Annotated in this window: 26 protein-coding genes; 16 read left to right on the top strand and 10 right to left on the bottom strand. The window is 52.6% G+C overall.

Features of this window, described 5'->3' with window-relative positions; genetic code table 11:
- The first annotated feature begins 20 nt into the window (after positions 1 to 20).
- The 7 genes from ACFFJP_RS11630 to ACFFJP_RS11600 all read left to right on the top strand — a co-directional run bounded on the left by ACFFJP_RS11630 (position 21) and on the right by ACFFJP_RS11600 (position 7,342).
- Positions 21 to 3,293 carry a pilus assembly protein gene (locus ACFFJP_RS11630; protein WP_377243885.1) on the top strand — a complete coding sequence of 1,091 codons (3,273 nt, stop codon included), beginning with the start codon at positions 21 to 23 and terminating at the stop codon, positions 3,291 to 3,293.
- A gap of 11 nt (positions 3,294 to 3,304) precedes the next feature.
- Entirely contained in the window at positions 3,305 to 3,727 is a 423-nt protein-coding gene (locus ACFFJP_RS11625) for a type IV pilin protein (protein WP_377243882.1), read from the top strand.
- 62 nt (positions 3,728 to 3,789) lie between these two features.
- The gene (locus ACFFJP_RS11620; RefSeq protein WP_377243879.1) at positions 3,790 to 4,239 is read left to right on the top strand and encodes a hypothetical protein; all 450 of its coding nucleotides are present in this window, start codon (positions 3,790 to 3,792) and stop codon (positions 4,237 to 4,239) included.
- Positions 4,236 to 5,198, top strand: a complete 963-nt coding sequence (locus ACFFJP_RS11615; protein WP_377243876.1) for a PilW family protein — start codon at positions 4,236 to 4,238, stop codon at positions 5,196 to 5,198. Before ACFFJP_RS11620 ends, ACFFJP_RS11615 begins: the two co-directional genes overlap by 4 nt.
- Positions 5,199 to 5,211: 13 nt before the next feature.
- A complete protein-coding gene (locus ACFFJP_RS11610; RefSeq protein ID WP_377243873.1) occupies positions 5,212 to 5,562 on the top strand; it encodes a hypothetical protein in 351 nt (116 codons plus the stop codon).
- On the top strand, positions 5,559 to 6,938 hold the full coding sequence (locus tag ACFFJP_RS11605) for a hypothetical protein (RefSeq protein WP_377243870.1): 1,380 nt from the start codon (positions 5,559 to 5,561) through the stop codon (positions 6,936 to 6,938). The genes ACFFJP_RS11610 and ACFFJP_RS11605 overlap by 4 nt, the downstream gene beginning before the upstream one ends.
- Entirely contained in the window at positions 6,938 to 7,342 is a 405-nt protein-coding gene (locus ACFFJP_RS11600; protein ID WP_377243867.1) for a type IV pilin protein, read from the top strand. The genes ACFFJP_RS11605 and ACFFJP_RS11600 overlap by 1 nt, the downstream gene beginning before the upstream one ends.
- Positions 7,343 to 7,363: 21 nt before the next feature.
- Here ACFFJP_RS11600 and ACFFJP_RS11595 read toward each other — a convergent pair whose 3' ends face one another.
- A complete protein-coding gene (locus tag ACFFJP_RS11595; RefSeq protein ID WP_377243864.1) occupies positions 7,364 to 7,882 on the bottom strand; it encodes a GspH/FimT family pseudopilin in 519 nt (172 codons plus the stop codon).
- Positions 7,883 to 8,059: 177 nt separating this feature from the next.
- Here ACFFJP_RS11595 and ACFFJP_RS11590 point away from each other — a divergent pair, with 177 nt between their 5' ends.
- The 5 genes from ACFFJP_RS11590 to ACFFJP_RS11570 are packed head-to-tail and all read left to right on the top strand — an operon-like array spanning position 8,060 to position 13,670.
- Complete coding sequence (locus ACFFJP_RS11590; RefSeq protein ID WP_377243860.1) at positions 8,060 to 9,682, top strand: NAD+ synthase; 1,623 nt, start codon at positions 8,060 to 8,062, stop codon at positions 9,680 to 9,682.
- An 8-nt stretch (positions 9,683 to 9,690) separates the two neighbouring features.
- Positions 9,691 to 10,029 (top strand): nitrogen regulatory protein P-II, encoded by a 339-nt coding sequence (glnB, locus tag ACFFJP_RS11585; RefSeq protein WP_031567605.1) that lies wholly within the window; start codon positions 9,691 to 9,693, stop codon positions 10,027 to 10,029.
- 5 nt (positions 10,030 to 10,034) lie between these two features.
- The gene (locus ACFFJP_RS11580) at positions 10,035 to 11,372 is read left to right on the top strand and encodes a PqiA/YebS family transporter subunit (RefSeq protein WP_377243857.1); all 1,338 of its coding nucleotides are present in this window, start codon (positions 10,035 to 10,037) and stop codon (positions 11,370 to 11,372) included.
- Positions 11,338 to 13,095, top strand: coding sequence for an intermembrane transport protein PqiB (pqiB, locus tag ACFFJP_RS11575; RefSeq protein ID WP_377243854.1), 1,758 nt, complete (start codon positions 11,338 to 11,340; stop codon positions 13,093 to 13,095). The genes ACFFJP_RS11580 and pqiB overlap by 35 nt, the downstream gene beginning before the upstream one ends.
- Positions 13,092 to 13,670, top strand: a complete 579-nt coding sequence (locus tag ACFFJP_RS11570; protein WP_377243851.1) for an ABC-type transport auxiliary lipoprotein family protein — start codon at positions 13,092 to 13,094, stop codon at positions 13,668 to 13,670. Before pqiB ends, ACFFJP_RS11570 begins: the two co-directional genes overlap by 4 nt.
- Positions 13,671 to 13,685: 15 nt before the next feature.
- Here the strand turns inward: ACFFJP_RS11570 and ACFFJP_RS11565 are convergent, their stop codons facing one another.
- On the bottom strand, positions 13,686 to 14,816 hold the full coding sequence (locus tag ACFFJP_RS11565; protein WP_377243848.1) for an anhydro-N-acetylmuramic acid kinase: 1,131 nt from the start codon (positions 14,814 to 14,816) through the stop codon (positions 13,686 to 13,688).
- A 6-nt stretch (positions 14,817 to 14,822) separates the two neighbouring features.
- Entirely contained in the window at positions 14,823 to 16,127 is a 1,305-nt protein-coding gene (locus ACFFJP_RS11560) for a peptidoglycan DD-metalloendopeptidase family protein (protein WP_377243845.1), read from the bottom strand.
- A 161-nt stretch (positions 16,128 to 16,288) separates the two neighbouring features.
- On the opposite strand from ACFFJP_RS11560, the gene tyrS reads away from it, so the two are divergent.
- The 3 genes from tyrS to ACFFJP_RS11545 all read left to right on the top strand — a co-directional run bounded on the left by tyrS (position 16,289) and on the right by ACFFJP_RS11545 (position 18,735).
- Positions 16,289 to 17,491 (top strand): tyrosine--tRNA ligase, encoded by a 1,203-nt coding sequence (tyrS, locus tag ACFFJP_RS11555; protein WP_377243842.1) that lies wholly within the window; start codon positions 16,289 to 16,291, stop codon positions 17,489 to 17,491.
- Between the two features lie 151 nt (positions 17,492 to 17,642).
- A complete protein-coding gene (locus tag ACFFJP_RS11550; protein WP_377243839.1) occupies positions 17,643 to 18,497 on the top strand; it encodes an SPFH domain-containing protein in 855 nt (284 codons plus the stop codon).
- A 16-nt stretch (positions 18,498 to 18,513) separates the two neighbouring features.
- Entirely contained in the window at positions 18,514 to 18,735 is a 222-nt protein-coding gene (locus ACFFJP_RS11545; protein WP_377243836.1) for a type II toxin-antitoxin system antitoxin, read from the top strand.
- Here the strand turns inward: ACFFJP_RS11545 and pnuC are convergent.
- From pnuC to dksA, 7 genes are all read right to left on the bottom strand, one after another.
- Positions 18,669 to 19,265, bottom strand: a complete 597-nt coding sequence (gene pnuC / locus ACFFJP_RS11540) for a nicotinamide riboside transporter PnuC (RefSeq protein ID WP_377243833.1) — start codon at positions 19,263 to 19,265, stop codon at positions 18,669 to 18,671. The genes ACFFJP_RS11545 and pnuC overlap by 67 nt on opposite strands.
- On the bottom strand, positions 19,265 to 20,107 hold the full coding sequence (panC, locus tag ACFFJP_RS11535) for a pantoate--beta-alanine ligase (protein ID WP_377243830.1): 843 nt from the start codon (positions 20,105 to 20,107) through the stop codon (positions 19,265 to 19,267). The genes pnuC and panC overlap by 1 nt, the downstream gene beginning before the upstream one ends.
- Positions 20,108 to 20,122: 15 nt before the next feature.
- Entirely contained in the window at positions 20,123 to 20,914 is a 792-nt protein-coding gene (panB, locus tag ACFFJP_RS11530) for a 3-methyl-2-oxobutanoate hydroxymethyltransferase (protein WP_377243827.1), read from the bottom strand.
- Positions 20,915 to 21,006: 92 nt separating this feature from the next.
- The gene (gene folK / locus ACFFJP_RS11525) at positions 21,007 to 21,525 is read right to left on the bottom strand and encodes a 2-amino-4-hydroxy-6-hydroxymethyldihydropteridine diphosphokinase (RefSeq protein WP_377243824.1); all 519 of its coding nucleotides are present in this window, start codon (positions 21,523 to 21,525) and stop codon (positions 21,007 to 21,009) included.
- On the bottom strand, positions 21,522 to 23,267 hold the full coding sequence (gene pcnB / locus ACFFJP_RS11520; RefSeq protein ID WP_377243821.1) for a polynucleotide adenylyltransferase PcnB: 1,746 nt from the start codon (positions 23,265 to 23,267) through the stop codon (positions 21,522 to 21,524). The genes folK and pcnB overlap by 4 nt, the downstream gene beginning before the upstream one ends.
- A gap of 116 nt (positions 23,268 to 23,383) precedes the next feature.
- Positions 23,384 to 24,289 (bottom strand): tRNA glutamyl-Q(34) synthetase GluQRS, encoded by a 906-nt coding sequence (gluQRS, locus tag ACFFJP_RS11515; protein ID WP_377243818.1) that lies wholly within the window; start codon positions 24,287 to 24,289, stop codon positions 23,384 to 23,386.
- Positions 24,289 to 24,738, bottom strand: a complete 450-nt coding sequence (gene dksA, locus ACFFJP_RS11510; RefSeq protein ID WP_208931700.1) for an RNA polymerase-binding protein DksA — start codon at positions 24,736 to 24,738, stop codon at positions 24,289 to 24,291. Before dksA ends, gluQRS begins: the two co-directional genes overlap by 1 nt.
- Positions 24,739 to 24,963: 225 nt before the next feature.
- Here dksA and ACFFJP_RS11505 point away from each other — a divergent pair, with 225 nt between their 5' ends.
- Positions 24,964 to 25,764 (top strand): sulfite exporter TauE/SafE family protein, encoded by an 801-nt coding sequence (locus ACFFJP_RS11505; protein WP_377243814.1) that lies wholly within the window; start codon positions 24,964 to 24,966, stop codon positions 25,762 to 25,764.
- The last annotated feature ends 95 nt before the right edge of the window (positions 25,765 to 25,859 follow it).

The raw sequence follows: 25,859 nt of genomic DNA, 5'->3' as shown, positions 1-25,859 counted from the left end.
AACTTGTCGACAGGAGAAGCATGATGGAAAAGCACAAATGGCACTGGCAATCGCTGCTGTGCGGCGCCTTGTTGGCAAGTGGCACGGTGCAGGCGGCGATAGATATTGCTTCCGCGCCTCTGGAAACTGGTTCGACGGTCGATCCGAATATTTTCTTTGTGATCGATGACTCAGGTTCGATGTTGCAAGGCATGATGCCGGAAAACCTCGAGGATAATGCCAATGTGAGCAGCGGTTGTTCGAAAAAAACTTATGCCGGATTGAGCATGTGTTTTTACGATATGACGGGGCGGGCATATCTGGCTTCGGTTCACATGAACAAGCTCTATTATAATCCCAGTATTACGTACCCGGTACCAACGAAGGCGGATGGCACAACTTTTGGACCTGCCTCCTATATAGCCGCAAGAGTCGATGGATATGTCAGCACTTCTGCCACAATCAATTTGAGTAGTGGTTACCGGGCGATCATGGCCGCGGGCAGTATCAATACCGGAGCCAAGACGGTCTTCGCTGTAAGCCCGGGTGGCACAGAAGGTGCTGCGTTTTATTTCACGTACACTACAGGCTGCATCAATAGTGTATACAGCGACTCCTGTTACACGCAAAAAGGCTTAACAACTGCGGCTGAGCAGCAGAACTTTGCCAACTGGTTTTCATATCACCGTACCCGTTTACTCGCTGCTAAATCCGGGATAGGCAGTGCCTTCCATCAACAAAGTACGGCGATGCGGGTCGGGTATGGTTCCATCAATGAAATGGCATCGAAAATCGGTGTCAGACAGTTTAGCGGTACCAACAGAACAGCGTTCTTTAACTGGCTTTATACCCTGCCGCCAGATTCCGGCGGGACCCCCTTGCGCAGTGCCTTAATCAGTGCCGGCAACTATTACCGCACAGAGGAGCCGTGGCGCGTTGATCCTGCCAACTCAACCTCAGCATTACTAGAATGCCGGCAGAGTTTTACCATTCTGATGACAGATGGTTATTACAACGACAGTGCACAAGGTGGTGAGCATGACAATGTCGCCGGAAGCACAATAACCGGACCGAAGGGCAAAACCTATACCTACACCCCAAGTAACCCCTTTGCGTTCAATACCAAAGACACACTGGGTGATATCGCGATGAACTACTGGAAAACTGACATGGACGCCGGTTGGTCAGTCTCCAGAAAAATGGAAAATACTGTTCCGACTTCCGCAGCAAACCCTGCTTTTTGGCAGCATATGGTTACATTTGGTGTGGGTTTCGGTGTACAGGGATCGGTCAATCCTACGACCGCATTTAATGCCATCAATAGTGGTGCCAGCGTCTCATGGCCCGCTACCAGTACTGATCCGGGCAAAATAGACGATTTATTACATGCGTCTGTCAATGGCCGTGGTGGCTTCTTTGCCGCCAGCGACCCAGTCGCCTTTTCGCAAGGTCTGGCGGATACGCTGAGTGCCATCGCCGAGCGGATTGGGACTTCGTCGAATATTGCGGCCACCGCAATTAACTCGCTGCAATCCGAATCTAACCTCTATCAGGCGCGTTATGTCGCGGGGGAATGGAGTGGTGACCTTTGGGCCTATGATACCGAAGACACTGTGACACCTATCTGGAAAGCTACTGATGTAATGCCGGCCCCCAACAGTCGCAATTTAATGTACGGTTCGGATAGCGGCGCCGCCAAAGCCTTCACCTGGAGTAACCTGTCAGCCGCAGAGAAAACCGTGTTGGGGGATACCAGTACAGTGCTGGATTATCTGCGAGGTGACACCACGCTGGAAAAACGTAATCCAGGGGGTATTTACCGCAATCGTGGGAAAATCCTCGGCGACTTAGTGAATTCATCGCCTGAACTGGTGGAAGCGCCTTACGATTTAAGTTACCACCGTTATAACTGGACCGGTGCGAGCAGTTACCGGAGTTTTATTGAAGGGGCAGCCAAAACCCGCACACCAATGCTTTATGTCGGCGGCAACGATGGCATGTTACACGGTTTTAATGCTAATACCGGTGTTGAAGTGATGGGCTATATCCCCAGAGCAGTGATGGCTCCGTTGCCATCTGATACGGTCAGCGTGTTAAAGAAATATTCTGAACCGAACTATAGTCATAAATTCTCGGTGGATGGTTCACCGGTGGTGGTAGACGTTTACATCGGCGGCGAATGGCGCAGCGTGTTGATTGGCTCGATGGGACGTGGTGGTAATGGACTGTTCGCTATCGATGTCACAGATCCCGGTAGTATCACCAGCAGTAAAGTGCTGTGGGATAAATCCTTTGCTGAGCTTGGGTCTTATCTTGGCACACCACAGGTGACGAGGACTGAGTCCGGGCAATGGGTGGTTGTTGCAGGGTATGGCTATAACAACAGCACCAACCAATCTGGCTTGCTGGTGATTGATATCGCGACCGGTACTGTTTTAAAACAACTGGCGACGGGTAAGGGCGATGCCGCCGATCCAAACGGGATATCTGAAGTGAATCTGCTGGACGTCGACGCGGATGGCAATACCGATTGGGTTTATGGCGCCGACCTGCATGGTTATGTCTGGAAGTTTGACATCTCTTCAACATCGACAGCCGCGTGGAAAATTGCTTATAGCGGCCAGCCATTGTTTCAGGCGAAAAATGGCAGCGGCACCCGTCAGATGGTGACCGGTGGTGTGTTGGCCAGTGTGCAGCCGACCACCGGCAAAGTCTGGCTATTCTTTGGTACAGGCCGCTACCTGAACGTTAATGATCCGAGTAATGCGGATCAGCAAACCTGGTATGGCATTATGGATGGCACCACTATCAGCGGTCGGAGCGAACTGGATAGCCGGACAATTACCAACGTCGGGGATGAGCGGGTGATCACGTCTGCCAACAGCCTGACCTCCGGGAAAAAAGGCTGGTATATGGACCTGATTGATACGCGTGAACGTATCGTCGACATGCCGTTGATGGTTGGCCCCGAGCTGGTGATGAATACCACAATCCCCGATACTAACGTGTGTAATCCAAGTGGTTCCGGTTATTTGATGGCCGTATCGCCCTACACCGGCGCCCGGCTGAAGAAGACTTTCTTTGATCTCGATGACGATGACGACTTTGACGACAATGACAAAGTCACAGTGTCTGGGAATCCAACCATCGTCAGTGGGATCAAAGTCAGCAGTCTGAATTCGGTGACACGGCTAGCGAAAATTGGCGACATTATAAAGAGTTTTAATAACTGTGAAGGGGGCTGTATCGAATCGAGAACCATCGATCCGACGCGCAATACCGGTATGCAGTCATGGCGCGAACTCACCAACTAACAGGGGGAACGATGATGAAAAAACAACACGGTTTTAGTCTGATGGAACTGATGATTGCCGTTGCGGTGGCGGGCATATTGTTGGCGGTGGCAGTGCCAACCTATCAGAATTATCTGAATACAAACCGGCGGGCAGTGGCCGGCGCGTGCCTGACAGAACTGTCTCAATATATGGAACGGGTACACACATCCAGTATGACGTACAACGTGAATAACGGTGAGCCGACAGAGTTGCCGGACAGTAACTGTCAACAAACATTGCTGGGTGTTTATGCATTTACCCTGGACGCGGATGCGCAGACTTATACGTTAACCGCGGAGCCCAAAGGCGCTCAGAGTGGTGACACTAGTTGTGGCGCGCTGGCGATTGATCAGGCCGGCGTGCGATCTGCAAACGGCGACAGCAGTGCAGACCAAATTAAAAAATGCTTCTAATGATTGCTTAATTGAAAATATAAGTTAAATTAAATGTAAATTTCAGGTGTAAGGATATACCTGTGTTTACCAAAGGATTCGGCCTCATTGAGGCCTTGCTGGCGTTGCTGCTGATCAGCCTGATACTGACTGCAGCATTGAACTGTCAATGGTTTGCCCGCCGGACCATGCAAGTTGCACTAGAGCAGATGACGGCCACGCATCTGCTAATTGATATCAGCCACAGTGCGGATTTTTCAACACTGCTGGCAGCTCAGCCCATCATTATCAACACGCAGCCTTGTGCGGCTTGTGCCCCAGTCACTTTGCGACAGAGTCGTGTTGTACAGCAGTTATTGCAACAGCCGCTGGCTGAAGTACTGATTGACCCTGAACTGTGTATTGACGTTGGCGCAAATGGCATTCGTTATGTGCTGAGTTGGCAAAGCAATGTGCCGCCGTCCGCTTCTGGCTCACAGCTTTGTAGCAGCGGCGTTGGCAGGCGTCAGGTCGTATTGGACAGAACACCGTGAAAAAGCCGAATCTGTGCAGCCCAGCCCGGGGTTTTTTATTGCTCCAGCAGATGATCTCATTGTTGCTGTCGGCACTGCTTCTGCTGATGCTTACTCATGCTTTTGTGGTGCAGTGGCAGGCATTCAGGCAACAGAGCCAGCTGACCTTTTTACATCAGACAGCCATTCAGAGCCACACACTACTGCAGCGTGAACTGAGCCAGAGCGGGTTTTGGGCCGGGCTTGATGTAACGCAGGTAAAGCCGTCGCAACCGGCAATTCCGGTACAAGGTGATTGTCACAGCACTGGCATTGACAGTGGTAGTTTTCCGCTGGCGGGCCAAATCTGGTTGACTTTGTATGCAGGCACCGTTGGCGCCGCAAATACACCGGCTTGCCTGACTAACGCGGTAAAACAATCCGATTTTATCCAGTTAAAACACCTGGCGGGAGATCCGCTGCGGTTAGCAGACTTACGCGCCAATCGCAGTTACCTGCAACAAAGTGGCTTGTCAGGCCGATTTATCCGCAGTGGCGATGCTGGCCTGAACAACCAATTCTGGTACTGGCCTTACCGGCATGAAGTGTATTACGTCGCGAAGCAAACGTTGGCAGGAGAGTCTGTGCCAGTACTGATGCGCAAACGTTTGGTGCGTAATCAGCAAGGGAACCTGACGATGGATACCGCGGCGGTGTTAGACGGTGTAGAGATGATTGCGGTTGAAATCGGTCTGGATCTGGACGCTGATGGCCAGGCCGAGCAATTCATTCCCGCCGATCAGCTGGCGGCAGCGAGCTGGGGTCAACGCCAAACTATCCGCCAAATCCGTTACTTTGTTCTGTTGCGGGCATTACAGGCCGAATCCGGTTATCGCAATGAACAACTCTACCAACTCGGTCAACGCCAGTTTCAGGCACGGGGCGATCCTTACCGACGTTTATTGATTAGCAGTTCAGTGAAAGTCGCGCCCTCGGCATAAGGAGAACACGCCGATGCAAACAAAAGGATTTGTGCTGGTGTTATGTCTGTTATTTGGCTTGTTGATCAGTGCGCTGGCGCTCGCGGCACTAATGCTGAGTGAGCTGAGCAGCCGATTTAATCAGGCCGGTCTGCAGCAAAAGCGCCAGGCAATCAGCGCTGAAGCCACAGTGCAAAGCCCGGTCGCGCAAGCAGGTCAACCTGCAATTTTATCGCAGTGTCCTGCTCAGTTTCAGGTTTGGCCGGCGCATTGGCAACAATGCCGGTTACTGCGGACAGAACAGGCTGATCTGAAACCAAACGATGCTGGCCAGATCCAACTTATCTGGCAAGTGGATCCACATACCCAAGGAGGGGAACTATGAGACATGTAGCGTTGTACACTTTGATGGCATTTCAGCCTGTTGCCGCAATGGCACAGCCCGGTGGTGCGCAGGACAGTTATTGGCAAGAAACCGCAACCGGAACGCTGGTTGCAATAGACGCCTCGTCTGCCGAACAAGATTGTAAGCTGATACCGCGAATGCCCACGTACCAGAGTCGCCCACTGAGCGGTCCCGGCAATTTCTCCCGGTTGCAGCTCAGCCACTGTGGTGTGGTGTTCTCGGGACAAAGTGCTGATTCGCCGATACTACAAATCAGACCGGAGTCTCCGGTGGAACAACAGTACGCGCCACCTGCATCTGACGCTACACAACTGCAATGGGGCTGGCGCAACCATACAGGCCGCCGGGCGGACTATCAGCTATTTTGGCTGGATCCCCGGATGGCTGAACTTCGTTCAGTACTGCTGAAGCTACCATCATTACAGTCGCCGCAACCAGACTGGCGGTCAATGTGGTCTGCAACCATGCAGCCCTCGACACAGCCGTGGTTGCCTGCAGAGATCAGCGCGCAGCGATTAGCTGATGATCCAACCGCAGAATGGCTGGTGTTACCGGGAAATGCTCAGGTGCCCATCCGGCTGTTCAACGCTCAAACCGGTGTGCCACGTCAGTTGTCAGTGCCCGCCGTGAATACGAGTTTTGCATTGATGCCGCTGGCGGCAGATCCGGATCAGGATGGCCTGGCGGAACGCTTGTATTTACTGAGTATTGAGGGGTTATTGCTGCAATACGACTGGCAGTCCGCTTCGGGTTGGCAGGCATCCACCGTGGCTGATTTTCGCCAGAGTGGCTGGCGATTTGACGGCAGCTGGCAACTGATCAGTGCGCGTTGGCCGGTGACACAAGGTTGGCAACAGGGCGATGTTTTTATCCTGCAAGGGCGGGATGCTAGCGGCTACCGTTTGATGGTGTTGCGTCGGCCGGTTGGTCTGCAGCGGGTTTTTGACCTGACCGATATTGCCGACCATGTTGATTTGAATAAAGCGGGATGGCAGCGGCCATTAGTGGGGCGGCCTGTGACAGCGGCCAAAATTCTTGCCGGTATTATGTATCTGCCTTTGAGTCATGATCCGGATCTTGGTTCGATGGCATACGACCAGATCGAAGTGCTGCAGTTGTTTAGTGGTGCGGCGCTGAACTCAACTTCCACACTGAAGCTGCCGGCTGCACAACAAGCACCTTTGCGATTGGAGCCTGCTAACGGCAAATATCAGCTGTGGTCTGCTGAACAACTCATTGTGCCAGAAGTGCAACGGCTGGATCCGTCCTGCTTATTCTGTGTGGAAACCTTGGCTCCGCAGCACATGCAACAGCAACAACAGCTAGCACTGTTTCGCTATGAGCAGGTGTACTGATGATCTGGTTACAGCGAGGGTTTGTCTTAATTGAAATGATGCTGGTTGTCGCACTGATGGGCATTCTGCTTGCCATGTTGGTGCCGGGCTATCAGCAGCAGGTGCTGGGCAGTTACCGGCTTGAAGCGACACAGGAACTGCAACGGCTGGCAATTTTGCAGCAACAGTTTTATCTGGAGCGGCAGCAGTACACTGCAGCATTGTCTCGGCTACCGGCGCCTGACGACAGCTATCTGACTGCCAGCGGTCGATTTCGCATCTCAGCGGTGTTAAGTGCAGAAGGTTATCTGTTACAGGCTGAAGCGGTAGGACCACAGCGTAAAGATCTGGCTTGTCAGTGGTTCCGGCTTGATCAGACCGGACGTCAAATCAGCAGTCCCGAAGCAGACTGCTGGCAGCATTAACACAACAAGCAGGGACAGAGGTCAATGCGGACAAGGTTGTTCATGCCATTCCAGCTGGCTGCGTCCGCTTTGACTGAGACTGAGACTGGCGTACCAGGAATACTGAGCAACACAATAAACAAAAGTGCCGTTTTGCAGGGCATTCAGACTGCCATCGGCGCGAAATTCCAGTAACTCGCGATTGTAGTACAGCCGGTGTTGTGGTTTTAACGCATCAATTTGTTTTAATACGCTGGCGGTTGGATCCGTATTAAAGATCTGGACCGGTGTGTCGGTCCAGCGGCCGTCACACTGCAACGACTGACGCGGGCAGACGGTAATAACATCGCCGAGACTAACTGCTTGTACTCGGGCGTAGCTCAGTTGTTGGCGAAACTGCTGCATAAATCGTTCAGCATGTTGCCGGGCGAAGAGTTCGGTCAGACTCGGAATGGCCAGTAATGCCAAGATAGCAAAGATGGCCAGACAGACGGCGACTTCAGTGAGGGTAAACGCTGGATCGGCTGCTGCCGAAGATGCAGGGTGAGAAGGATATGCCATGATGTTTCCTGTGTTTCTGTTCCGTGAATACACCTATTTACCTTAGTCGGCGGCCCCACTGGATGCAAGTCTGTGTCGCGGTCAGACGAAACAACAGCGGGCGATAGACAAGGCGGTTTGAGAAAACAGCGAAAAATCGCTACCATAGCGCCCAAGTTGTTGTACAGGCGCTTTGATATGTCGCATACCGTTTCCGTCAGTTTGATCCAGCAGCGTTTTACCGTTGGTGCTGTGCAGCAAAACTGTGATTTGATCCTGCAATTGGCGGTTGACGCCGGTACTGAGCTGGTCGTTTTTCCTGAGTTGACGCTGACCGGTTATCCGCCGGAAGACTTGTTGTTCCGCGCCGATTTAATGCAATACGTCAGCGATGCACTGGAGCGGATCCAGATAGCCGCATTGCCATGCACTATGCTGATTGGCCATCCGTGGCAGCAAGACGGTAAGCTGTATAACGCCGCTTCAGTGATCCGTGGTGGTCAGCTGATTGGCCGCTATTTTAAGCAGTGTCTGCCCAATTACGGCGTGTTTGACGAAGAACGTTATTTCAGCGCTGGCACTGATACCTTCGTGTTTGAGTTGAACCAGCAAAAATTCGCCGTGTTGATTTGCGAAGACGTCTGGCACGGTGAACCCGCCGCCGCTGCCAAAGCTGCCGGCGCAGATTGGGCGCTGGTACTAAATGCCTCGCCTTATGAAATCGGTAAAAAAGCTCAGCGTGAGCATCTGCTGACTTCGCTGGCAAAACGGCTGCAACTTGGCTTTGTTTATGTCAATCAGATGCAGGGTCAGGATGAATTAGTGTTTGACGGCAGTTCGCTGATTGTCAGCCCGCAAGGCGATATTGCGCTTGCGGCTCCAGCCTTTGAAACCGGCATTTATTCCGCACAGTTGCGCCATCAGCAGCAGGGCTGGCACGTCTTGCATCAGCACGCCCATCCGGCTGCGCAAGCGGTGGAAGCCGAGGTGTATCAGGCCTTAGTGGTCGCCACCCGTGATTACATCACACAGAACGGTTTTCCCGGTGCGGTACTCGGGCTTTCTGGCGGTATTGATTCGGCGCTGACGCTGGCTATTGCAGCAGATGCGATAGGCGCTGACAGAGTGCAGGCTTTAATGCTGCCGTTCCGTTATACCTCCGGCATGAGTGTCGACGATGCGACAGAACAGGCCCGGACGATGGGCATCGAGTTTGACGTGGTATCGATTGAGCCGATGTATGATGCCTATATGGCACAGCTTGCGCCTTTGTTTGCCGGTCGCAAAGCTGATACTACGGAAGAAAATCTACAGGCACGTCTACGCGGTGTGCTGTTAATGGCGCTGTCGAACAAAACCGGCCGCATACTGCTGACTACCGGCAATAAGAGTGAAGTGGCGGTCGGTTACTGCACTTTATACGGTGATATGTGCGGCGGTTTTGCCGTGATCAAAGATATTCCGAAAACCCTGGTTTACCGCCTGGCCGCCTATCGCAATACCATTTCAGCGGTGATCCCGCAGCGCGTGATTGACCGTCCACCGTCAGCTGAGCTGGCGCCAGGCCAGACCGATCAGGATAATCTACCGCCTTATGATGAACTGGATGCGATCATCGAAGCTTATGTCGAGCAGGATAAATCGCTGTCCGACATTCTGGCGATGGGCTATGCTGAAGCCACAGTACGTCGCGTCCTCAATCTGATTGATTTTAATGAATATAAACGCCGGCAGTCGGCGGTTGGGCCCAAAATTACTGCGCGTAATTTTGGCAAAGATCGCCGGGTTCCCATCACCTCAGCACTGCGTAAACAAAGGTAGAGCGGTTTATGAAAAAAATTGAAGCAATAATCAAACCTTTTAAACTGGATGACGTGCGCGAAGCGCTGGCAGATATCAATGTCACCGGTATGACAGTGACTGAAGTGAAAGGCTTCGGCCGGCAAAAAGGTCACACTGAGTTGTACCGCGGCGCGGAGTACATGGTCGATTTCCTGCCCAAAGTGAAATTAGATATCGTGGTCGCCGATGATCAGGTCGACCGCTGTGTCGAAGCCATCATGAAAACCGCGCAGACCGGCCGTATCGGCGACGGTAAAATCTTTGTATTTGACGTCGAGCGCGTGATCCGCATCCGCACCGGTGAAGAAGACGAAGAGGCGATCTGAGTCGCGTGCCTGATATATTATCAGCACCTGTTGTTAACCAGGTCGCTGAGACAGATGCACCGCTTACCAGCGCCGTTGCGCCGGAGCTGGTGCTTTGTCGCTATTGTGATTTATTGCAGCATTTACCGGCGCTGCAAGACGGCGAAGAAGCTGACTGCAGCCGCTGCGGTCATGAGCTCGACGCGCGGCAGCGTGAATCTGCATTAAGACCAATTCTTTATGCGATGTCGGCACTGTTTATGTTAGTGCTGACCAATCTGTTCCCTTTTGTCGGCATGGATGCAGCCGGCAGCCACCGCGACATGACTTTCCTCGATACGTCCGCAGTGCTGCTGGATGAGGATTATCCGTGGCTGGCGGTTTTGGTCTGGCTGTTTATTCAGGCGATCCCGGCCATTTGTATGGTCGCAATTATCTATTTGAAACTTGGGATGTTTTACCGCTTGCCTGCGTTAGTGCAGGTGGCTCGTTTGCTGTATGCATTAAAACCCTGGAGTATGGTCGACATTTTTTTGATGGGGCTACTAGTCAGTTTTGTTAAACTGCTGACCCATTTTGAACTGAGCCTCGGCATGAGTTTCTGGGCATTCTGTGGCTTTTGTTTGTTGCATCTGCGTACTTTTCAGGTGGTCGACCGTCACGAACTCTGGTCACGTATTGCACCGCCGCCGCAACCAGTGGGAGCCGCCGAGGCGGGTGAGACCGGACTCAGTCAGCAATTAAAAGTTTGTCAGTGCTGTACTGCGTTGGTGCCACTACAGGAAACCCGCTGTAGTCGATGTGGCAGTAAAGTGCGGGCCCGAATTCCATCGAGCGTGCAGAAAACGCTGGCGCTGCTGGTTACCGCCAGCATTTTATATATTCCTGCCAACTTGCTGACCATGATGGAGACGGTGTCGTTAGGCGATAGTATCGAATCGACCATTATCAGTGGCATCGTGCTGATGTGGGCGGACGGCGCCTATCCGGTGGCGATTGTGGTGTTGCTGGCCAGTGTCGTGGTGCCTATTGTCAAAATTTTGGTGATGTTCTGGTTGTGTTATCTGACGACATTGCCACTGGCGGAACGAAGCAAACATGGCACCTGGATTTATCCATTGGTGGACTGGATCGGCCGCTGGTCGATGGTGGATGTGCTGGTCGTCGCGATCCTGGCAGCATTAGTGCGTTTTGACAGTCTGGTTGGCGTCTATCCCGGCGCTGCAACTTTGGTATTTGCTGCGGTAGTGATTGTCACTATGCTGGCGGCAATGAGTTTTGACCCCCGGTTATTATGGGATCCGAGTCCTGCAGAAATGGAGCAACAACGTGACGAACAGCGCGGTACAGGCGAACATTCGTAAAATCAGCCAATGGTCACCGATCTGGATAGTGCCGGTCGCCGCAGTTTTGATCGGCAGCTGGATGCTGTACCACACCTTTAAAAATCAGGGGCCGACCGTGACGATGCTGGCCAGCAATGCCGAAGGCATTATCTCTGGTAAAACTCAGATTAAAAGCCGTAGTGTTGATGTTGGTAAAGTGGTGTCGGTCGAACTGTCACAGGACCTGAAACAGGTAGTGATCCGGGCGCGGATGAACCCGGGTACAGCCAATTTGCTGAACGACGAATCACAGCTGTGGGTGGTGAAACCGACTATTGGCCGCGGCGGCGTCAGTGGTCTCAATACGTTGTTATCCGGCGCCTATATCGAACTGCAACCCGGCAAGAGTGACAGCGGGAAGTACTTTTTTGAACTGTTAGAAACACCGCCCATCGCACCGCCGGATGCACCTGGCGTTCGGATCTTTTTAAGCAGCAGTGACGCGGCCGCGCTGGCGGTTGGTGACCCGATTTTATACCGTGGTTATGACGTCGGGACTGTCGAGCGCAGCGAGTTCGATATGACCAAACGCAACATGCGCTATCAGTTGTTTATCCGCGCGCCTTATGATGCGTTGGTGACCGAAAATGTGCGCTTCTGGAAAGCGTCGGGCATGGCGCTGGATATGTCGGCCGAAGGCGTGCGGATCGAGATGGCCTCTATGGCTACATTGCTGGGCGGCGGTGTGACTTTTGATGTGCTCGATGGCTGGCCGGCTGGGAACAAAGTAGTTGATGATGCCGATTTCCAGCTATTTGAGAATCGGAAGAGCATTCAGGATGGCCTTTACAACGAGTATCTGGAATATCTGCTGTTTTTTGACGAGTCGATCCGCGGCCTGACCGCTGGTGCACCAGTCGAATACCGTGGCGTGCGGATTGGTACTGTCGCGTCGGTACCTTATTTCTTTAACATGAAAAATCCGCTGGAGGTTGCCTTTAACAAAGGCATTCCGGTGCTGATCCGGATTGAAACCGGCCGGCTCTATGACAATCTGACGTTGCCGCAGTTGCGGCTGGAGCTAGATCAGGCGGTCAGCAAGGGCCTGCGTGCGGTGCTGAAAACCGGCAACCTGTTGACTGGTGGTTTGTATATCGACCTGAATCAATTGGAGGCTGACAGCAAAGGCGTGTCAGCAACAGCTGCTGCACCAGCGGCCGTCGCTGCGTCAGCCGATGGCGTGACAGCGAATGCCACAACGGATGCAGAGACACCGGCGATAGTGGCAACGCCATTATTACCAGAGCCATTACCAGAATTCGCCGGTTATAAAATTCTGCCGACCAGCCGCAGTGGCCTTGGCCATATTGAACAGAAAGTGCTGCAGGCGCTGGATAAAATCAACAATTTACCAGTGGAACAAGTGCTGGCCGATAGTTCTGCCACGCTGAACGCCACTAAAGATTTGATGCAACAAAGCCAGCAACTGGTGTTAAGTCTTGATGCACTCGTCAAAGCTGATGCGACGCAGCAATTGCCAGCAGAAGTGAATAAAAGCCTTGCAGACCTGCGTAAAACGCTGGCGGGATTAAGCCCGGGCTCACCGGTATATGAGCGGATTAACAGCAATTTGCAGGCAATGGATAAAGTGCTGCGGGATTTGCAACCTGTGGTCCAGACCTTGAATCAACAGAGTAATGCCCTGATCATCAGCGCAGATCCGGCGGCAGATCCGGAACCAGAGCAAGGAAATCAACCATGAGATCGGGATTTTTTCTGAGCAGCCTTGCTGCGTTATCGTTACTGACGGCCTGTAGTTCTTCAGTAGAGTTACGTTATTACCAGCTGCCACAGCCTGCAGTTGTCAGTGTGCAACCAAACGCCACAGCGCCGGTGTTATATGTTGAACCTGTAATGGTTGCGGCTTATCTGAACAGTAACTCGCTGATTTTACAGACTTCCACTGTTGAATTGCACAAGACGAGCCAACATCAGTGGGCAGATCCTTTGGATCAGCAGCTGCAGCGTCTGTTGGTGAACGGTTTGCAACAGGCATTACCGGCTTATCGGGTCACAGGGCAGCAGCCTGCGGGTGATGTTGTGCGGCTGTTGGTGCAAGTGGAGCAGTTTCATGGTCAGCAGCAGGGCATTGCGCTCGTGAGTGGGCGTTTCCATTTGCTGCAGGGTGACAAAGTGCATAGTCAGAACTTCCAGTTGCAATTGCCGCAGCCGGATGAAGGGTATCCGGCACTGGTTGATACGCTTGGGCAGGGCTGGCAACAGGCGATTTTGCAGTTTGCAGCAGCAGTTGGGACTTTTTCGCCTGTCGCGAAATAACGACGAAGAACCTTATCAGGGCGTGTAGCGCACGCCCAGTACCAACGCCTCACTGGCACCCGTCACTGCGGGCACATTGCCGGGGATTTGTTCATCATAAGCATACGCCAGCCAGGCGAATGCCATCGCCTCGACCCAATCCGGATGGATGCCCAAACTAGCGGTGGTGTTGATCTGACACTGCGGCAGCAATTCGGCCAAATCCTGTAATAGCATGGCGTTATGCGCGCCGCCGCCACAAACATAGACCTCAGATACGACAAAACGGCTGACCGCGAGGGCAATAGTACCTGCGGTAAAACGGCTTAATGTGCGTTGTATGTCAGCAGGGGCCGGCATGTGGCCAGTCAAAGCCTCAAGTTGCTGTAGCTGTTGTTGTAGCCAGTTCAGCTGAAAGTATTCGCGGCCGGTACTTTTCGGACCAGTCTGGCGGAAATATGCATCGCTGAGTAACAGACCGAGCAGAGCTGCATCTAGCTTGCCACTGGCGGCAAAGGCGCCATTGGCGTCATAGGCTTTGCCTTGTTGCAATTCAATCCAGTTATCCAACAGACAATTGCCGGGACCGGTATCGAAGCCCTGCACTTGCTGATGTGGCAACAACAAGGTGATGTTGGCGATGCCGCCAATATTCAGAATACAGCGACCATGTTCTTTCGAGGCGAAGATCGCCTGATGAAAGGCCGGCACTAAAGGCGCACCTTGTCCGCCATAGGCAATGTCTTTTCGGCGAAAATCGGCGATCACCGGGATTTGCGTCAACATGGCGAGCCGGTGCTGATCACCAATCTGATAACTAAATGGCTGACGGGCGTTAGGTCTGTGTCGGATCGTTTGACCATGGCAACCGATCGCGAGGATCCTGCTGCGATCGATGCCGCTTTGCTGCAACAGCAGTTGTACCGCGCTGGCATAACAAGCTGCAAGGTCGGCTTCTGCCAAACCCAAACGCTCAATTTCATTAGCGCCCGGTTGGGCTAAAAGTGCCAATTCTGCTTTTAATTCAGCAGGGTAGGGCAGGCACAAGCTGTGAATAAGATTTGGATAAGCTGGGGAGAAATCAACAAGCACCACATCGACACCATCCAGGCTGGTGCCTGACATGATGCCGATATAGAGTGCTTCAGCAGTGGGGGCCGCAGTCACAACTAATTATTGGTTCGCAGCCAGCACAACACGTTCGTGCGCTTTTAGCTGTGCGATCTGTTGCTTCGCGTTTTTGGTGAACTCGACGCGGGCAACGCCCTGCAGAGGTTCAGCCTGTGGCAGTTTGACGGTGCGTGGATTCCGGTGCACGCCACCAACCACGAATTCATAGTGCAGATGTGCGCCAGTAACACGGCCGGTAGCGCCTAAGCGTCCGATAATGTCGCCTTGCTTCACTTTCTCGCCACGTTTGACGTCACGTTTGGATAAGTGCAGATACTTAGTCACGATGCCGTTTGAGTGTTGGATGACCACGTAGTTACCGTTCGCACCTTTCATCGCCGATTCGATCACTTTGCCATCACCGGCCGCCATAATTGGCGTACCCATCGGCGCAACATAATCGACACCATTGTGTGCTTTGATCTTACCAAGGACTGGATGTAAACGACGTGGATTAAAATTGGAGCTGACATAGCGGAAGTTAACCGGGGCGCGCAGGAAGGCCTGTCGCATTGAACCGCCATCCGGCTTGTAGAAGCTACCGTCAGTATGGCGCACAGCCTGATATAATTGACCTTGGTTCTGGAACTGGGCGGCTACGATAGCACCGTTACCGATGAACTGGCCTTCGGCGTACTGGCGTTCAAACATCACGCTAAAAGAATCGCCTGAGCGGATGTCTAATGCAAAGTCGATGTCATAACCAAATACGTTCGCCAGGTCGATGATTTGCGCTTCAGATAAGCCGGCATTCATCGCAGAACCCCAGAAGCTGCCGCTGATGATGCCAGCGACCACTTCGGTCCGTACTTCAATTTCTTTTTGCAGTTGTTTGGCGACAAACTGGCCGTCATCGCTGCGAGTGACGCGTAAGGTTTTCAGATTGCTCAGGTTGTAGCGCAGTTCTTGCAATTGTCCTTCAGCATTCAGACCGAATTCTAATTGTGCCCCCGGAAACAGCCGGGTCAGATTCTTCGCTTCTTTCCCTGAATCCAGCACGGCCTGCATGGTTTGAGCGTCGATTTTTGCGCGTTTGAATACAGAACCTAAAATGTCGCCTTTTTTCACTTCCACCGAGATCCACTCTAATGAGTTGTCTTCAGTCGGAATGGTGCTTTCAGCAGTTTGTGGTAAGGATTCGGTGACAACAGGGACAGCAAGGCTATAACGCTTGCCAACTTCTAAACTGTTTTTTTCGTTGTCTTTGGACGCTTCAGCCTTTTCTGAAGGCAGAAGCAGCGTCACAGACAAAATAGTGGCCAATGTGGCTATCAGAACACGGTGCGGAGTAGGCAAAGATGAAATCATTGAAGGCGCATCTCTTATTATTATGGTTCTTTCCACGTAAAAAATGAGCATATAACGATTTTTTGCAAGATCCAAGACTTTTGTGCGTTTAATCGGGAGTAATGTTGCAGTAGAATGCGGACTTAGATAAATCGCTGAAATATTATCCGGAGAACTGGCGCATGACGCAGTGGCAACAGGCCCTGGCCGAGATCAAGCGGGGCTTAGAAGAGATCCTGCTGGAAGATGAATTAATCGAAAAACTGAAGCAAGGTAAACCGCTGAAAGTAAAAGCCGGTTTTGATCCAACAGCGCCAGATTTGCACCTTGGCCACACCGTGCTGATCAATAAATTACGCACCTTCCAGCAACTGGGTCACGAAGTGATTTTCCTGATCGGTGACTTCACCGGGATGATTGGTGATCCAACTGGTAAAAATGTCACGCGCAAGCCACTGACGCGGGAAGATGTACTGGCAAATGCGAAGACTTATCAGGATCAGGTATTTAAGATCCTGGATCCAGCCAAGACTCGTATAGCCTTTAACTCTGAATGGATGGAAAAGCTTGGCGCCGCCGGTATGATCAAACTGGCCGCGCGCCAGACCGTCGCCCGGATGCTGGAACGGGATGACTTCAAAAAGCGTTATGCCAACAATCAGTCGATTGCGATCCATGAATTTTTGTACCCGCTGGTGCAAGGCTGGGATTCAGTTGCTTTGGAAGCCGACATCGAGATGGGCGGCACCGATCAGCGTTTTAACCTGCTGATGGGCCGTGAGTTGCAAAAAGACGAAGGTCAGCGTCCGCAAACCGTCTTGATGGTGCCGCTGCTGGAAGGTCTGGATGGCGTGCAGAAGATGTCGAAATCACTCGGCAACTACATCGGCATCACGGACAGCCCGACCGAGATGTTTGGTAAAGTGATGTCGATCTCGGATGATCTGATGTGGCGGTATTATGATCTGCTGAGTTTCCGCGCTATTGAAGATATCGCCGCGCTGAAACAACAAGCAGTTGAAGGCCGCAATCCACGTGATATTAAAATCGAACTGGCGAAAGAAATCATCGCCCGTTTCCACTCGGATGCAGACGCCGAAGCAGCGCACCAGGACTTTATCCAGCGTTTTTCTAAAAACGCGTTACCAGACGAGATCCCGGAACTGACGCTGACGCTTGAAGGCGAGAGCTTGCCGATCGCCCAGCTGTTAAAAGAAGCCGGTTTGGTAGAAAGCACCTCAGAAGCGCTACGGATGATCAAACAAGGCGCAGTGAAGCTGAACGGCGACAACAAAGTGGAAGACAGCAAACTGGTGTTCGAAAAAGGCTCCAGCACGATTTTCCAGGTCGGTAAACGCAAGTTCGCCAAAGTCACCTTGGTATGATCTAGCAAAGATCCTGCGATCCTTTTGGAACATAAAAAACCGCCTTCTGGCGGTTTTTGTTTTTCTTGCGCTGAAAAATTACACAATCACTTGCGATCAGATCCAATGCGATCTAATGTGATATTAAATTGATATCACATTGAGGTGAGTTATGTTGAAAGAGACCCCGGCAAAAGCCCGTTCAGGTTTTGCTACTTTGTTTGTATTATTCGTGCTGCAGATTGCGACTATCGCGTTGATTGTGACGATGCCGCCGCTGATCAAAGTACTGGCGCTGTTGGCATCTATTGTTGTGTTTATTTGCTGGTTTGGCTTTTATATGGTGCATCCGAATCAGTCCGCCGTGCTGCAGTTGTTTGGCCGTTATGTTGGCACTGACTTTGAAAATGGCTTGCGCTGGGCTAATCCGTTTTACAGCAAACAAAAAGTCAGTTTGCGGGTACGGAATTTTGAAAGCAGCAAATTAAAGGTCAACGACCATGCCGGCAACCCGGTCGATATCGCCGCGGTAGTGGTGTGGAAAGTCGTCGACAGCGCTGAAGCGGTGTTTGAAGTGGAAGACTATGAAAACTTCGTCAATATCCAGAGTGAAGCAGCGCTGCGTTATCTGGCATCGAGTTATCCTTATGAAGCGGAAAAAGACTCCGAAATCAGCTTGCGCAGCAGCGGCAGCGATATCACCGACTTGCTGCGCACTGAGATCCAAAACCGCTTACACAAAGCCGGTGTTGAAGTGATTGAAGCGCGCATCAGTCATCTGGCGTATGCGCAGGAGATCGCCAGTGCCATGTTACAGCGCCAGCAAGCGCGCGCAGTCGTGATGGCGCGCCAGCAAATCGTCGAAGGGGCGGTTGGTATGGTCGAAATGGCGCTGCAGCGTCTGTCAGAAAAAGATGTGGTGCAGCTGGATGAAGAACGTAAGGCCGCGATGGTCAGCAATCTGCTGGTCGTTTTGTGTGGTGATCACAGTGTGTCCCCGGTGATTAACACCGGTACTATTTATTAACGCGAACAGGTGAGTTGTGGCTAAAAAAGCTTTTGCCCTACGCATTGACGAGCAGATGTTGCAGGCGCTGCAACACTGGGCGGACGACGAGTTTCGCAGCGTCAATGGGCAGATTGAGTTTTTGCTGCGTGATGCGCTGGTTAAGGCGGGCCGGGTGAAGCGGGTGACGCCTCAGCCGGCTGACTTATCAGCAGAAGCGCCGGCGGAGCCAGATCCTTTATCTGGCGACAACCACTGACGCCATTGCCACAGACCATAAGCAGCATTGAACCAATACAGCGCATAAAACATCGCGGTCAGTTCCAGACCGCGGTGATAATACAGCGGGATCGCAATACTATTCACCAGTAGCCAACACCACCAGTTCTGCAGATAACGCCGGATCAACAGCAGCTGAGCCAGCACGCTCAGTGTCAGCACCAGACTATCCCAAAAGGGCGCATAAGCGTCAGTCCAGGCATGCAATAAAGCGCCATAGAGGGCCGCAACGAGTAACGCAGCAGCCAAATAAGGTAACAGATACTTGCTGGGTAATTGTCGGATCGGCAGTGCTTGTGCGGCCTGCCAGCTGAACAGACCCCAGACAGCGGCCAGGATGAAAAACAATTGCAGCACGACGTCAGCGTAGAGCTGATGTTGATAACACAACACAGCAAACAAAGCGCAACCGGCGATGGTCGCCCACCAGGTCAGTGTCGAGTTGCGGGCTGCCAGCCAGATGGAGCCTGCGACCAGCAGGTTGGCGCAAAGCTCCAGTGCCGATGGCATCAGACTTCCAGATTATCGATCAAGCGGGTATTACCAAGATAGGCCGCCAGCAAAATCACCAATGGTTTACTGTTGCTGTCAGCCAGTTCCAGTGTTTGCCGGTTACAGATATGAATGTAGTCCGGTCTGAAGCCAGCTTGACTCAGGGTGTCCGCAACCTGCTGCTCGAGCGCACGGAAATCAGCAAAACCGCCACTGATTTGCTGACGCAACCATTGCAACTGCTGATAAATCAGCGGTGCGGTGGCGCGGGCTTCAGTGGATAAATAACCATTGCGCGAACTCAGTGCCAGACCGTCAGTTGCCCGTTCTGTGTCGATGCCAATAATTTCGATCGGGAACGATAGGTCCATGGTGAGCTGCCGGATCACCGCCAGTTGCTGATAGTCTTTTTTACCAAACAAGGCGATATCCGGCTGCACCAGATTAAACAGTTTGCTAACCACGGTGGCAACACCGCGGAAATGACCAGGGCGGCTGGCACCACAATGCTGGTCACCGATCTTTGGTACTTCGACAGCAGTTTGTGTGTCCAGACCCCGCGGGTAAATTAATTCAGGCGTTGGGGTAAACACCGCATCAGCCTGATGTTCGGTCAGACCGGCGCAATCTTCGGTTAAAGTTCGCGGATATTTGGCCAGATCTTCATTGGCGCCAAATTGCATTGGATTGACAAAAATCGACACGATCACGCGGTCGGCACGTTGGCGGGCTTCATCCACCAATTTAAAATGGCCGGAATGTAAATTGCCCATCGTTGGCACAAAGGCAACAGTCTGGCCGGCCTGACGCCAGGCGCGAACTGTGGCGCGTAAAACTTTAATGTCAGAAATTACCAGCATTCGCCGACTCCCGTATCAGAAACTATGTTCAGGGCCAGGAAAGGCCGCACTTTTCACATCCGCGACAAACTTGCTGATCGCTTTTTTGATATCGCCGGTTTCCTGCAGGAAGTTCTTGGAGAACTTCGGAATATAACCACTGCTGATGCCCAATAAATCGTGCATCACTAACACCTGACCGTCAGTGACTACACCCGCACCGATGCCAATCACCGGGATCCGCAGTGCCAAGCTAATCCGCTCGGCCAGCAATGATGGGATACATTCGACCACCAACAACTGACAACCAGCCTGCTCCAGCGCAATGGCCTGTTGCAGAATATGTTCAGCGGCGGCATCGTCGCGGCCCTGTACTTTAAACCCGCCAAACACGTGGACGGATTGTGGCGTCAGACCGATATGACCACAAACCGGAACACCACGCTCGGTCAGGGCTTTGATAGTCGGTAACAGAAATTCACCGCCTTCCATTTTCACCATATTGGCGCCAGCCTGCATCATCGGGGTGACGTTGGCAAAGGCCTGTTCCATCGTGGCATAACTCATAAACGGCATGTCAGCGATGATAAAAGCTTGTGGGGCGCCGGCACGGACGCAACGGGTGTGATAAGCGATTTGTTCGACGGTGACAGGCAGCGTATCGGGCTGGCCCTGCAGTACCATGCCGAGCGAGTCTCCGACTAATAAAGTCTCGACGCCACTGTCAGCGAACAATTTGGCAAAGCTGGCGTCGTAAGCCGTCAGCATAGTGATCTTTTCACCTTGCTGTTTCATTTTCAGCAAAGTTGCAGTGGTAATTTTTGCCATGATGCTCTCATCCGACCATTAAAAAATCCGCGCGCAAGATGGCATATCCGACAGCAAGCTGCAAGCGTACGGCGGTACAAAATCCGACCGCTTCAGCGTTGCGGTGCTGCCAGACCCGATTCAAGACCAGGCGTCAAAATCGTCAGGCCGTTGCGCGGCACCTGTTTAGCAATGTCTGCCAGCGCGCCGAGGCCCGGAATATGCAGCTGCGGCGCTAGTTCCAGCAAAGGGTAGAGCACAAATTCCCGTTGGTGCATGCCATAATGTGGCACTGTCAGCCGCGGTGTAGCCAGGATTTCTTCGCCGTACAGCAGGATATCCAAATCCAACGTGCGCGGTCCCCAGCGATCATCTTTACGTTGCCGGCCCTGCTCCAGCTCAATCCGCTGTAATTCGTTGAGCAAGGTTTCTGCTGGCAGAGTGGTATCGAGGGCTGCCACAGCATTGACATAATCCGGCTGGTCCTGTGGTCCCATCGGTTTTGAGCCATAAAAGCTACTGACTGCAGCAAGCTGACTCTGCGGCAATTGCGATAACGCCGTTACCGCTTGCTGCAACTGCTGCAGTGGCGCATCGAGATTGGCGCCAAGCCCCAGATAAACCCGAATCATGCCTGATCGGCCGCCGGCTTGCGGCGCACTGGTTTGCGTTTGCGTCGTGGTTTTTTCACTTCGACGCCTTCTTTGCCCAAATCCAGCACCAGCTCTTCGCGCTCAGCGTCGTCGGCATGGACAAATTGTTGCCACCACAAGGCCAGCTCGGCCAGTTGGCCACCCTCAGCTTTGGCGCGTAGCTGCATAAAATCAAAGGCGCCGCGGAATTTTGGTAATTCCATTAGTTTAAAGGCGCGGCGACCGGCTCTTTTACTGAGGCGGCCCTGCAGCGACCAGAGGTCACGCACTACCAGCGTAAAGCGTTTTGGAATACCGATGGTCCGTACCAAATCATCCAGTACTTCGGTCATCGCGATATTCAGCGCGTCGATGTCATTGAGGCCACTTTCAATCAGCAGAGTCTGCATCCGCAGCTCGACCGGATACCACAGCAAGGCGGCGTAAATAAAAGCTGGTGTGACCGGTTTATCCTGTGCCACGCGCTCGTCGGTGTCTTGCAGTGCGTTCGTGATCAGGCTAAACATTTTGCCTTCACTGTCTTGCTTCAGCACTTTATGCACTTGCGGCAGCAGTTGTTTCAGGATGCCAAGGTCACGCATCATCACGAAGTTGTCGAAGGCTTTGCCAGCCATCAGCAATTTCAGCGATTCATCAAATAAACGCGCTGCCGGAATATTTTTCAGCAGGATCGCAAGCTCAGGGATCAGCGCTTTAGTTGCTGGCGCTAAATCCATATTCAGTTTGGTGGCAAAGCGGATCGCGCGCAGAATGCGCACCGGGTCTTCGCGGTAGCGGGTTTCCGGGTCGCCGATCAGTTCAATTTTGCGTTGTTGGATGGCTTCAACGCCATTGGCGAAATCGTAAATGGCAAAATCACGCACTGAGTAATACAGTGCATTGATGCTGAAATCGCGGCGTTCAGCGTCTTCTTCAATAGTACCGTAGACGTTGTCGCGCAGGATCTGACCATGATCAGAGCGCACGCCAGCCGGAATGTTTTCTTCTTCTTCGCCACCGCTGTGATGGCCACGGAAGGTCGCAACTTCGATCACTTCACGGCCAAACACTACATGGGCCAGACGGAAGCGCCGGCCAATCAGCCGGCAATTTTTAAACACCGCGCGCACTTCATCCGGCGTGGCATTGGTCACTACATCAAAATCTTTTGGGATCAGGCCAAGCAGCAGGTCACGGATACAACCGCCGACCAGATAAGCTTCAAAGCCAGCATCGTTTAAACGGTACAGCACTTTGAGTGCATTTGGGCTGATGTCTTTGCGCGAAATGGTGTGCTGGTCGCGGGAAATAATGCGCAGCGCCGGTAAAATGTCGCTTTGATGATCTGGATTTAGTTTTGGTCCCAGATTGCTGCTATCGCGACGCGGTCTTGGTGAGTCATAACGCGGGCGCTCTGCATGATTCGCTGCAGCGCGGGACCCATCCTGGCGCTGGTTGTCGTAACGCTCGCGGGGCGGGCGACCTGGCCGCTGTGAGTCGTTACGGCTGTATTCCGCATTGGTGCGGCGAGGGCGGCGCTCTGGAGCCGCGGCGGCAGGTTCCGGCTGCGTTTCAGTTTGTTCCACCACGGCTTCGGTGATGGCCTTGGCTTTTTTGCCGGTCAGCTTGCGACAAAAATCTAACACTCTGGAAATAATGGCCTTTCTCCTTGAAAGAACGGTATTGGCTTGGTGAGTTGCGGTGGCGCATTCCGGCAGTAAATTCCGGTGAAAATCGGACATCAATGCAGCCGGCAGCCGGTCACCTGACAGGCGAAAAAAAATTGGCGTTATGATAACGCAGGCTGGTGAAAAAATGAATGAAAATACCGGGCTGGGCGTGAATCTGCTGTGGCTTGTCAGTTGAAACTCTGGATCTGGATTTCGCCCTGCTGCGGTACTAAAGCGTTTTGCCAGTGCGCCAAGGCAAATTGCAGCAATTCAGCGACGCCTAGGCGTGTGGCATCCGGTGGCACTGGCTGCCCTAAAAACTGTAAAGCAGCGGTCAGGGACTGGGCCGGTGCAAAGCGGCGTATATCGGTAGCATGATTTTGTTTACTCAATTTTTGTCCCGGCGCGGTCACTGCAAGGGGCAAATGACCGTAAGCCGGCACCGGTGCGCCAAAAGCGCGGCACAGCGCCTGTTGACGCGGTGTCATTTGCAACAGGTCAGCACCACGGATCACTTCGCTGATGCGCTGTTCGATGTCATCAATCACCACCACCCACTGATAGGCAAACAAACCGTCACGGCGTTTGATGATGTAATCTTCTGCCGCCAACGCACTGGGAATTTGCTGAGATCCGGTGAGTAAATCGGTAAATTCTGTTGCTACATCAACGGCTTGCAGACGCCATGCCAGCGGCCCATCCTGCCCGCTGCTGAGCTGTAAAGTCCGGCAATGACCATCATAGATGCCGCCTAAACCAGCAATGCGGGCGCGATTGCACTGACAGCCATAGAGCTGATGCTTTTGTTGAAACTGGTCAAAATAATGTTGGTATATATCAAGACGTTGGCTTTGCCAGACGATGCTATCGTCCCAGTGCAAACCAAATTGCTCCAGCGTACGCAGGATCTCGCTGTCTGCGTTAGGGACTGTACGGGGCGTGTCGATATCTTCGATGCGGACCAGCCACTGACCACCCTTGGATTTGGCGTGCAGATAACTGCCAACTGCGGCGACTAAAGAGCCGAAATGCAAAGGGCCGGATGGCGATGGCGCAAACCGGCCCCTGATACAGGAGAATTCAGCGGTCATCATTAACCGCCGAGTTGTTTTTCCTTGATCTCTGCCAGCGTCTTACAATCGATACACTGATCAGCCGTTGGACGGGCTTCCAGACGTTTAATACCGATTTCGATGCCGCAGGTATCACAGAAACCGAAATCTTCGTCTTCGATTTTCTGTAAGGTTTTCTCAATCTTTTTCAGCAGTTTACGTTCACGATCCCGTGCACGCAGTTCCAGACTGAATTCTTCTTCTTGCGCCGCGCGGTCCACTGGATCCGGGAAGTTTGCAGCTTCATCGGCCATATGGTTTTTCGTGCGGTCAACTTCTTCACGCAGCTGCTGACGCCAGGCGTCGAGAATTTTGCGGAAATGTTCCAGCTGCTTCGGGTTCATGTACTCTTCGCCCGGCGCTTCCTGATAAGGCAGCACGCCAGCCATGGCCAACAGGCCGAGAGATTTGGTAGTTTTGCCTTCTGGCATGGTAGTCTCCTGTATAACAGTGCCAAGCAAAAAGATGGCGGCTATTGATAGCAGAATATCGGCACCATCGCAATCACATTAAAAAAGCCGCGGAAGTATACAGACAGACCATGGCTTCGTCACCCGGTTCTGCTGTTTTTGCAGCAATAGCTGCAGAAATTTCCGCCATTTTCCGGCGTGAAACCGCAAAATGGGGCGGCACAATAACAGAAAATTGGAGACAGTATGGAGATTTGGTGGGCTTTTTTAATTCTCGGTGCAGTTGTTGGCTTTGTTGCCGGCTTACTGGGCGTGGGCGGCGGCGCTATTATGGTGCCGGTTTTGACCAGTTTATTTGTCACACTGAATTTTTTACCTGAGCATTTGTTACATATGGCGCTGGCGACGTCGATGGCATCCATCATCCTGACTAGCATTGCCAGTGCGCGTACTCACCAAAAACATCAGGCTGTGTTGTGGCCGGTGGTAAGGCTGATGAGTACGGGGATTGTGCTCGGAACTTTTGGTGCAACTTTTATTGCATCCTTATTGCCTACCTTGCCGCTGGCGATTTTTTTCAGCTGTTTTATGGCCTATGTCGCACTGCAACTGTTGCTCAACATCAAACCTAAACCCAGCCGTGGCTTGCCGGGTGCGCTGGGGATGACAGCAACTGGCGTTGGTATCGGCGGCATTTCTGCGTTGGTAGCGATCGGCGGTGGTTCGCTGACCGTGCCATTTCTGACCTGGTGTAATGTGCGGGTACAGCAAGCCATTGGCACTTCTGCTGCAATCGGCCTGCCGATCGCGCTCAGTGGCAGTATTGGCTACGCGATCGCCGGCTGGGAGCAAGTGGGCTTGCCGCAGTTCAGTCTTGGTTATATTTACCTGCCGGCGGTGTTATTGATCTCTGCCGTCAGCTTTTTTACCGCGCCACTCGGTGCGAGCCTGGCGCACAAGCTGCCGGTGCCAACGTTAAAGAAGATTTTTGCCCTGTTATTGCTGGGCCTGAGTGCAAAAATGTTGCATACGATACTGGGCAGCTGAATGCGGTGACAGTTGAGCGCGGCCGCTATGTTGCCTGCTGTTTTGTCAGCATGACGCTGTGATACACTCGGCGCATAGCAGTGTTTGTTCCGAAT

Source organism: Rheinheimera tilapiae, from assembly GCF_042432165.1.
In the GTDB taxonomy this organism is placed as follows: Bacteria; Pseudomonadota; Gammaproteobacteria; order Enterobacterales; family Alteromonadaceae; genus Pararheinheimera; species Pararheinheimera tilapiae.
The sequence above is the reverse complement of the archived record's forward strand: the minus strand, read 5'-3'. Positions and strand labels throughout refer to the sequence as shown.

Excerpts from the sequence above, each read along its gene's own strand:
- ACFFJP_RS11630 (WP_377243885.1), top strand. The coding sequence starts at position 21 with ATGATGGAAAAGCACAAATGGCACTGGCAATCGCTGCTGTGCGGCGCC.
- ACFFJP_RS11625 (WP_377243882.1), top strand. The coding sequence starts at position 3,305 with ATGATGAAAAAACAACACGGTTTTAGTCTGATGGAACTGATGATTGCC.
- ACFFJP_RS11610 (WP_377243873.1), top strand. The coding sequence starts at position 5,212 with ATGCAAACAAAAGGATTTGTGCTGGTGTTATGTCTGTTATTTGGCTTG.
- ACFFJP_RS11605 (WP_377243870.1), top strand. The coding sequence starts at position 5,559 with ATGAGACATGTAGCGTTGTACACTTTGATGGCATTTCAGCCTGTTGCC.
- ACFFJP_RS11600 (WP_377243867.1), top strand. The coding sequence starts at position 6,938 with ATGATCTGGTTACAGCGAGGGTTTGTCTTAATTGAAATGATGCTGGTT.
- ACFFJP_RS11595 (WP_377243864.1), bottom strand. The coding sequence starts at position 7,882 with ATGGCATATCCTTCTCACCCTGCATCTTCGGCAGCAGCCGATCCAGCG.
- ACFFJP_RS11590 (WP_377243860.1), top strand. The coding sequence starts at position 8,060 with ATGTCGCATACCGTTTCCGTCAGTTTGATCCAGCAGCGTTTTACCGTT.
- glnB (WP_031567605.1), top strand. The coding sequence starts at position 9,691 with ATGAAAAAAATTGAAGCAATAATCAAACCTTTTAAACTGGATGACGTG.
- ACFFJP_RS11570 (WP_377243851.1), top strand. The coding sequence starts at position 13,092 with ATGAGATCGGGATTTTTTCTGAGCAGCCTTGCTGCGTTATCGTTACTG.
- ACFFJP_RS11560 (WP_377243845.1), bottom strand. The coding sequence starts at position 16,127 with ATGATTTCATCTTTGCCTACTCCGCACCGTGTTCTGATAGCCACATTG.
- tyrS (WP_377243842.1), top strand. The coding sequence starts at position 16,289 with ATGACGCAGTGGCAACAGGCCCTGGCCGAGATCAAGCGGGGCTTAGAA.
- ACFFJP_RS11550 (WP_377243839.1), top strand. The coding sequence starts at position 17,643 with ATGTTGAAAGAGACCCCGGCAAAAGCCCGTTCAGGTTTTGCTACTTTG.
- pnuC (WP_377243833.1), bottom strand. The coding sequence starts at position 19,265 with ATGCCATCGGCACTGGAGCTTTGCGCCAACCTGCTGGTCGCAGGCTCC.
- panC (WP_377243830.1), bottom strand. The coding sequence starts at position 20,107 with ATGCTGGTAATTTCTGACATTAAAGTTTTACGCGCCACAGTTCGCGCC.
- panB (WP_377243827.1), bottom strand. The coding sequence starts at position 20,914 with ATGGCAAAAATTACCACTGCAACTTTGCTGAAAATGAAACAGCAAGGT.
- folK (WP_377243824.1), bottom strand. The coding sequence starts at position 21,525 with ATGATTCGGGTTTATCTGGGGCTTGGCGCCAATCTCGATGCGCCACTG.
- pcnB (WP_377243821.1), bottom strand. The coding sequence starts at position 23,267 with ATGTCCGATTTTCACCGGAATTTACTGCCGGAATGCGCCACCGCAACT.
- gluQRS (WP_377243818.1), bottom strand. The coding sequence starts at position 24,289 with ATGATGACCGCTGAATTCTCCTGTATCAGGGGCCGGTTTGCGCCATCG.
- dksA (WP_208931700.1), bottom strand. The coding sequence starts at position 24,738 with ATGCCAGAAGGCAAAACTACCAAATCTCTCGGCCTGTTGGCCATGGCT.
- ACFFJP_RS11505 (WP_377243814.1), top strand. The coding sequence starts at position 24,964 with ATGGAGATTTGGTGGGCTTTTTTAATTCTCGGTGCAGTTGTTGGCTTT.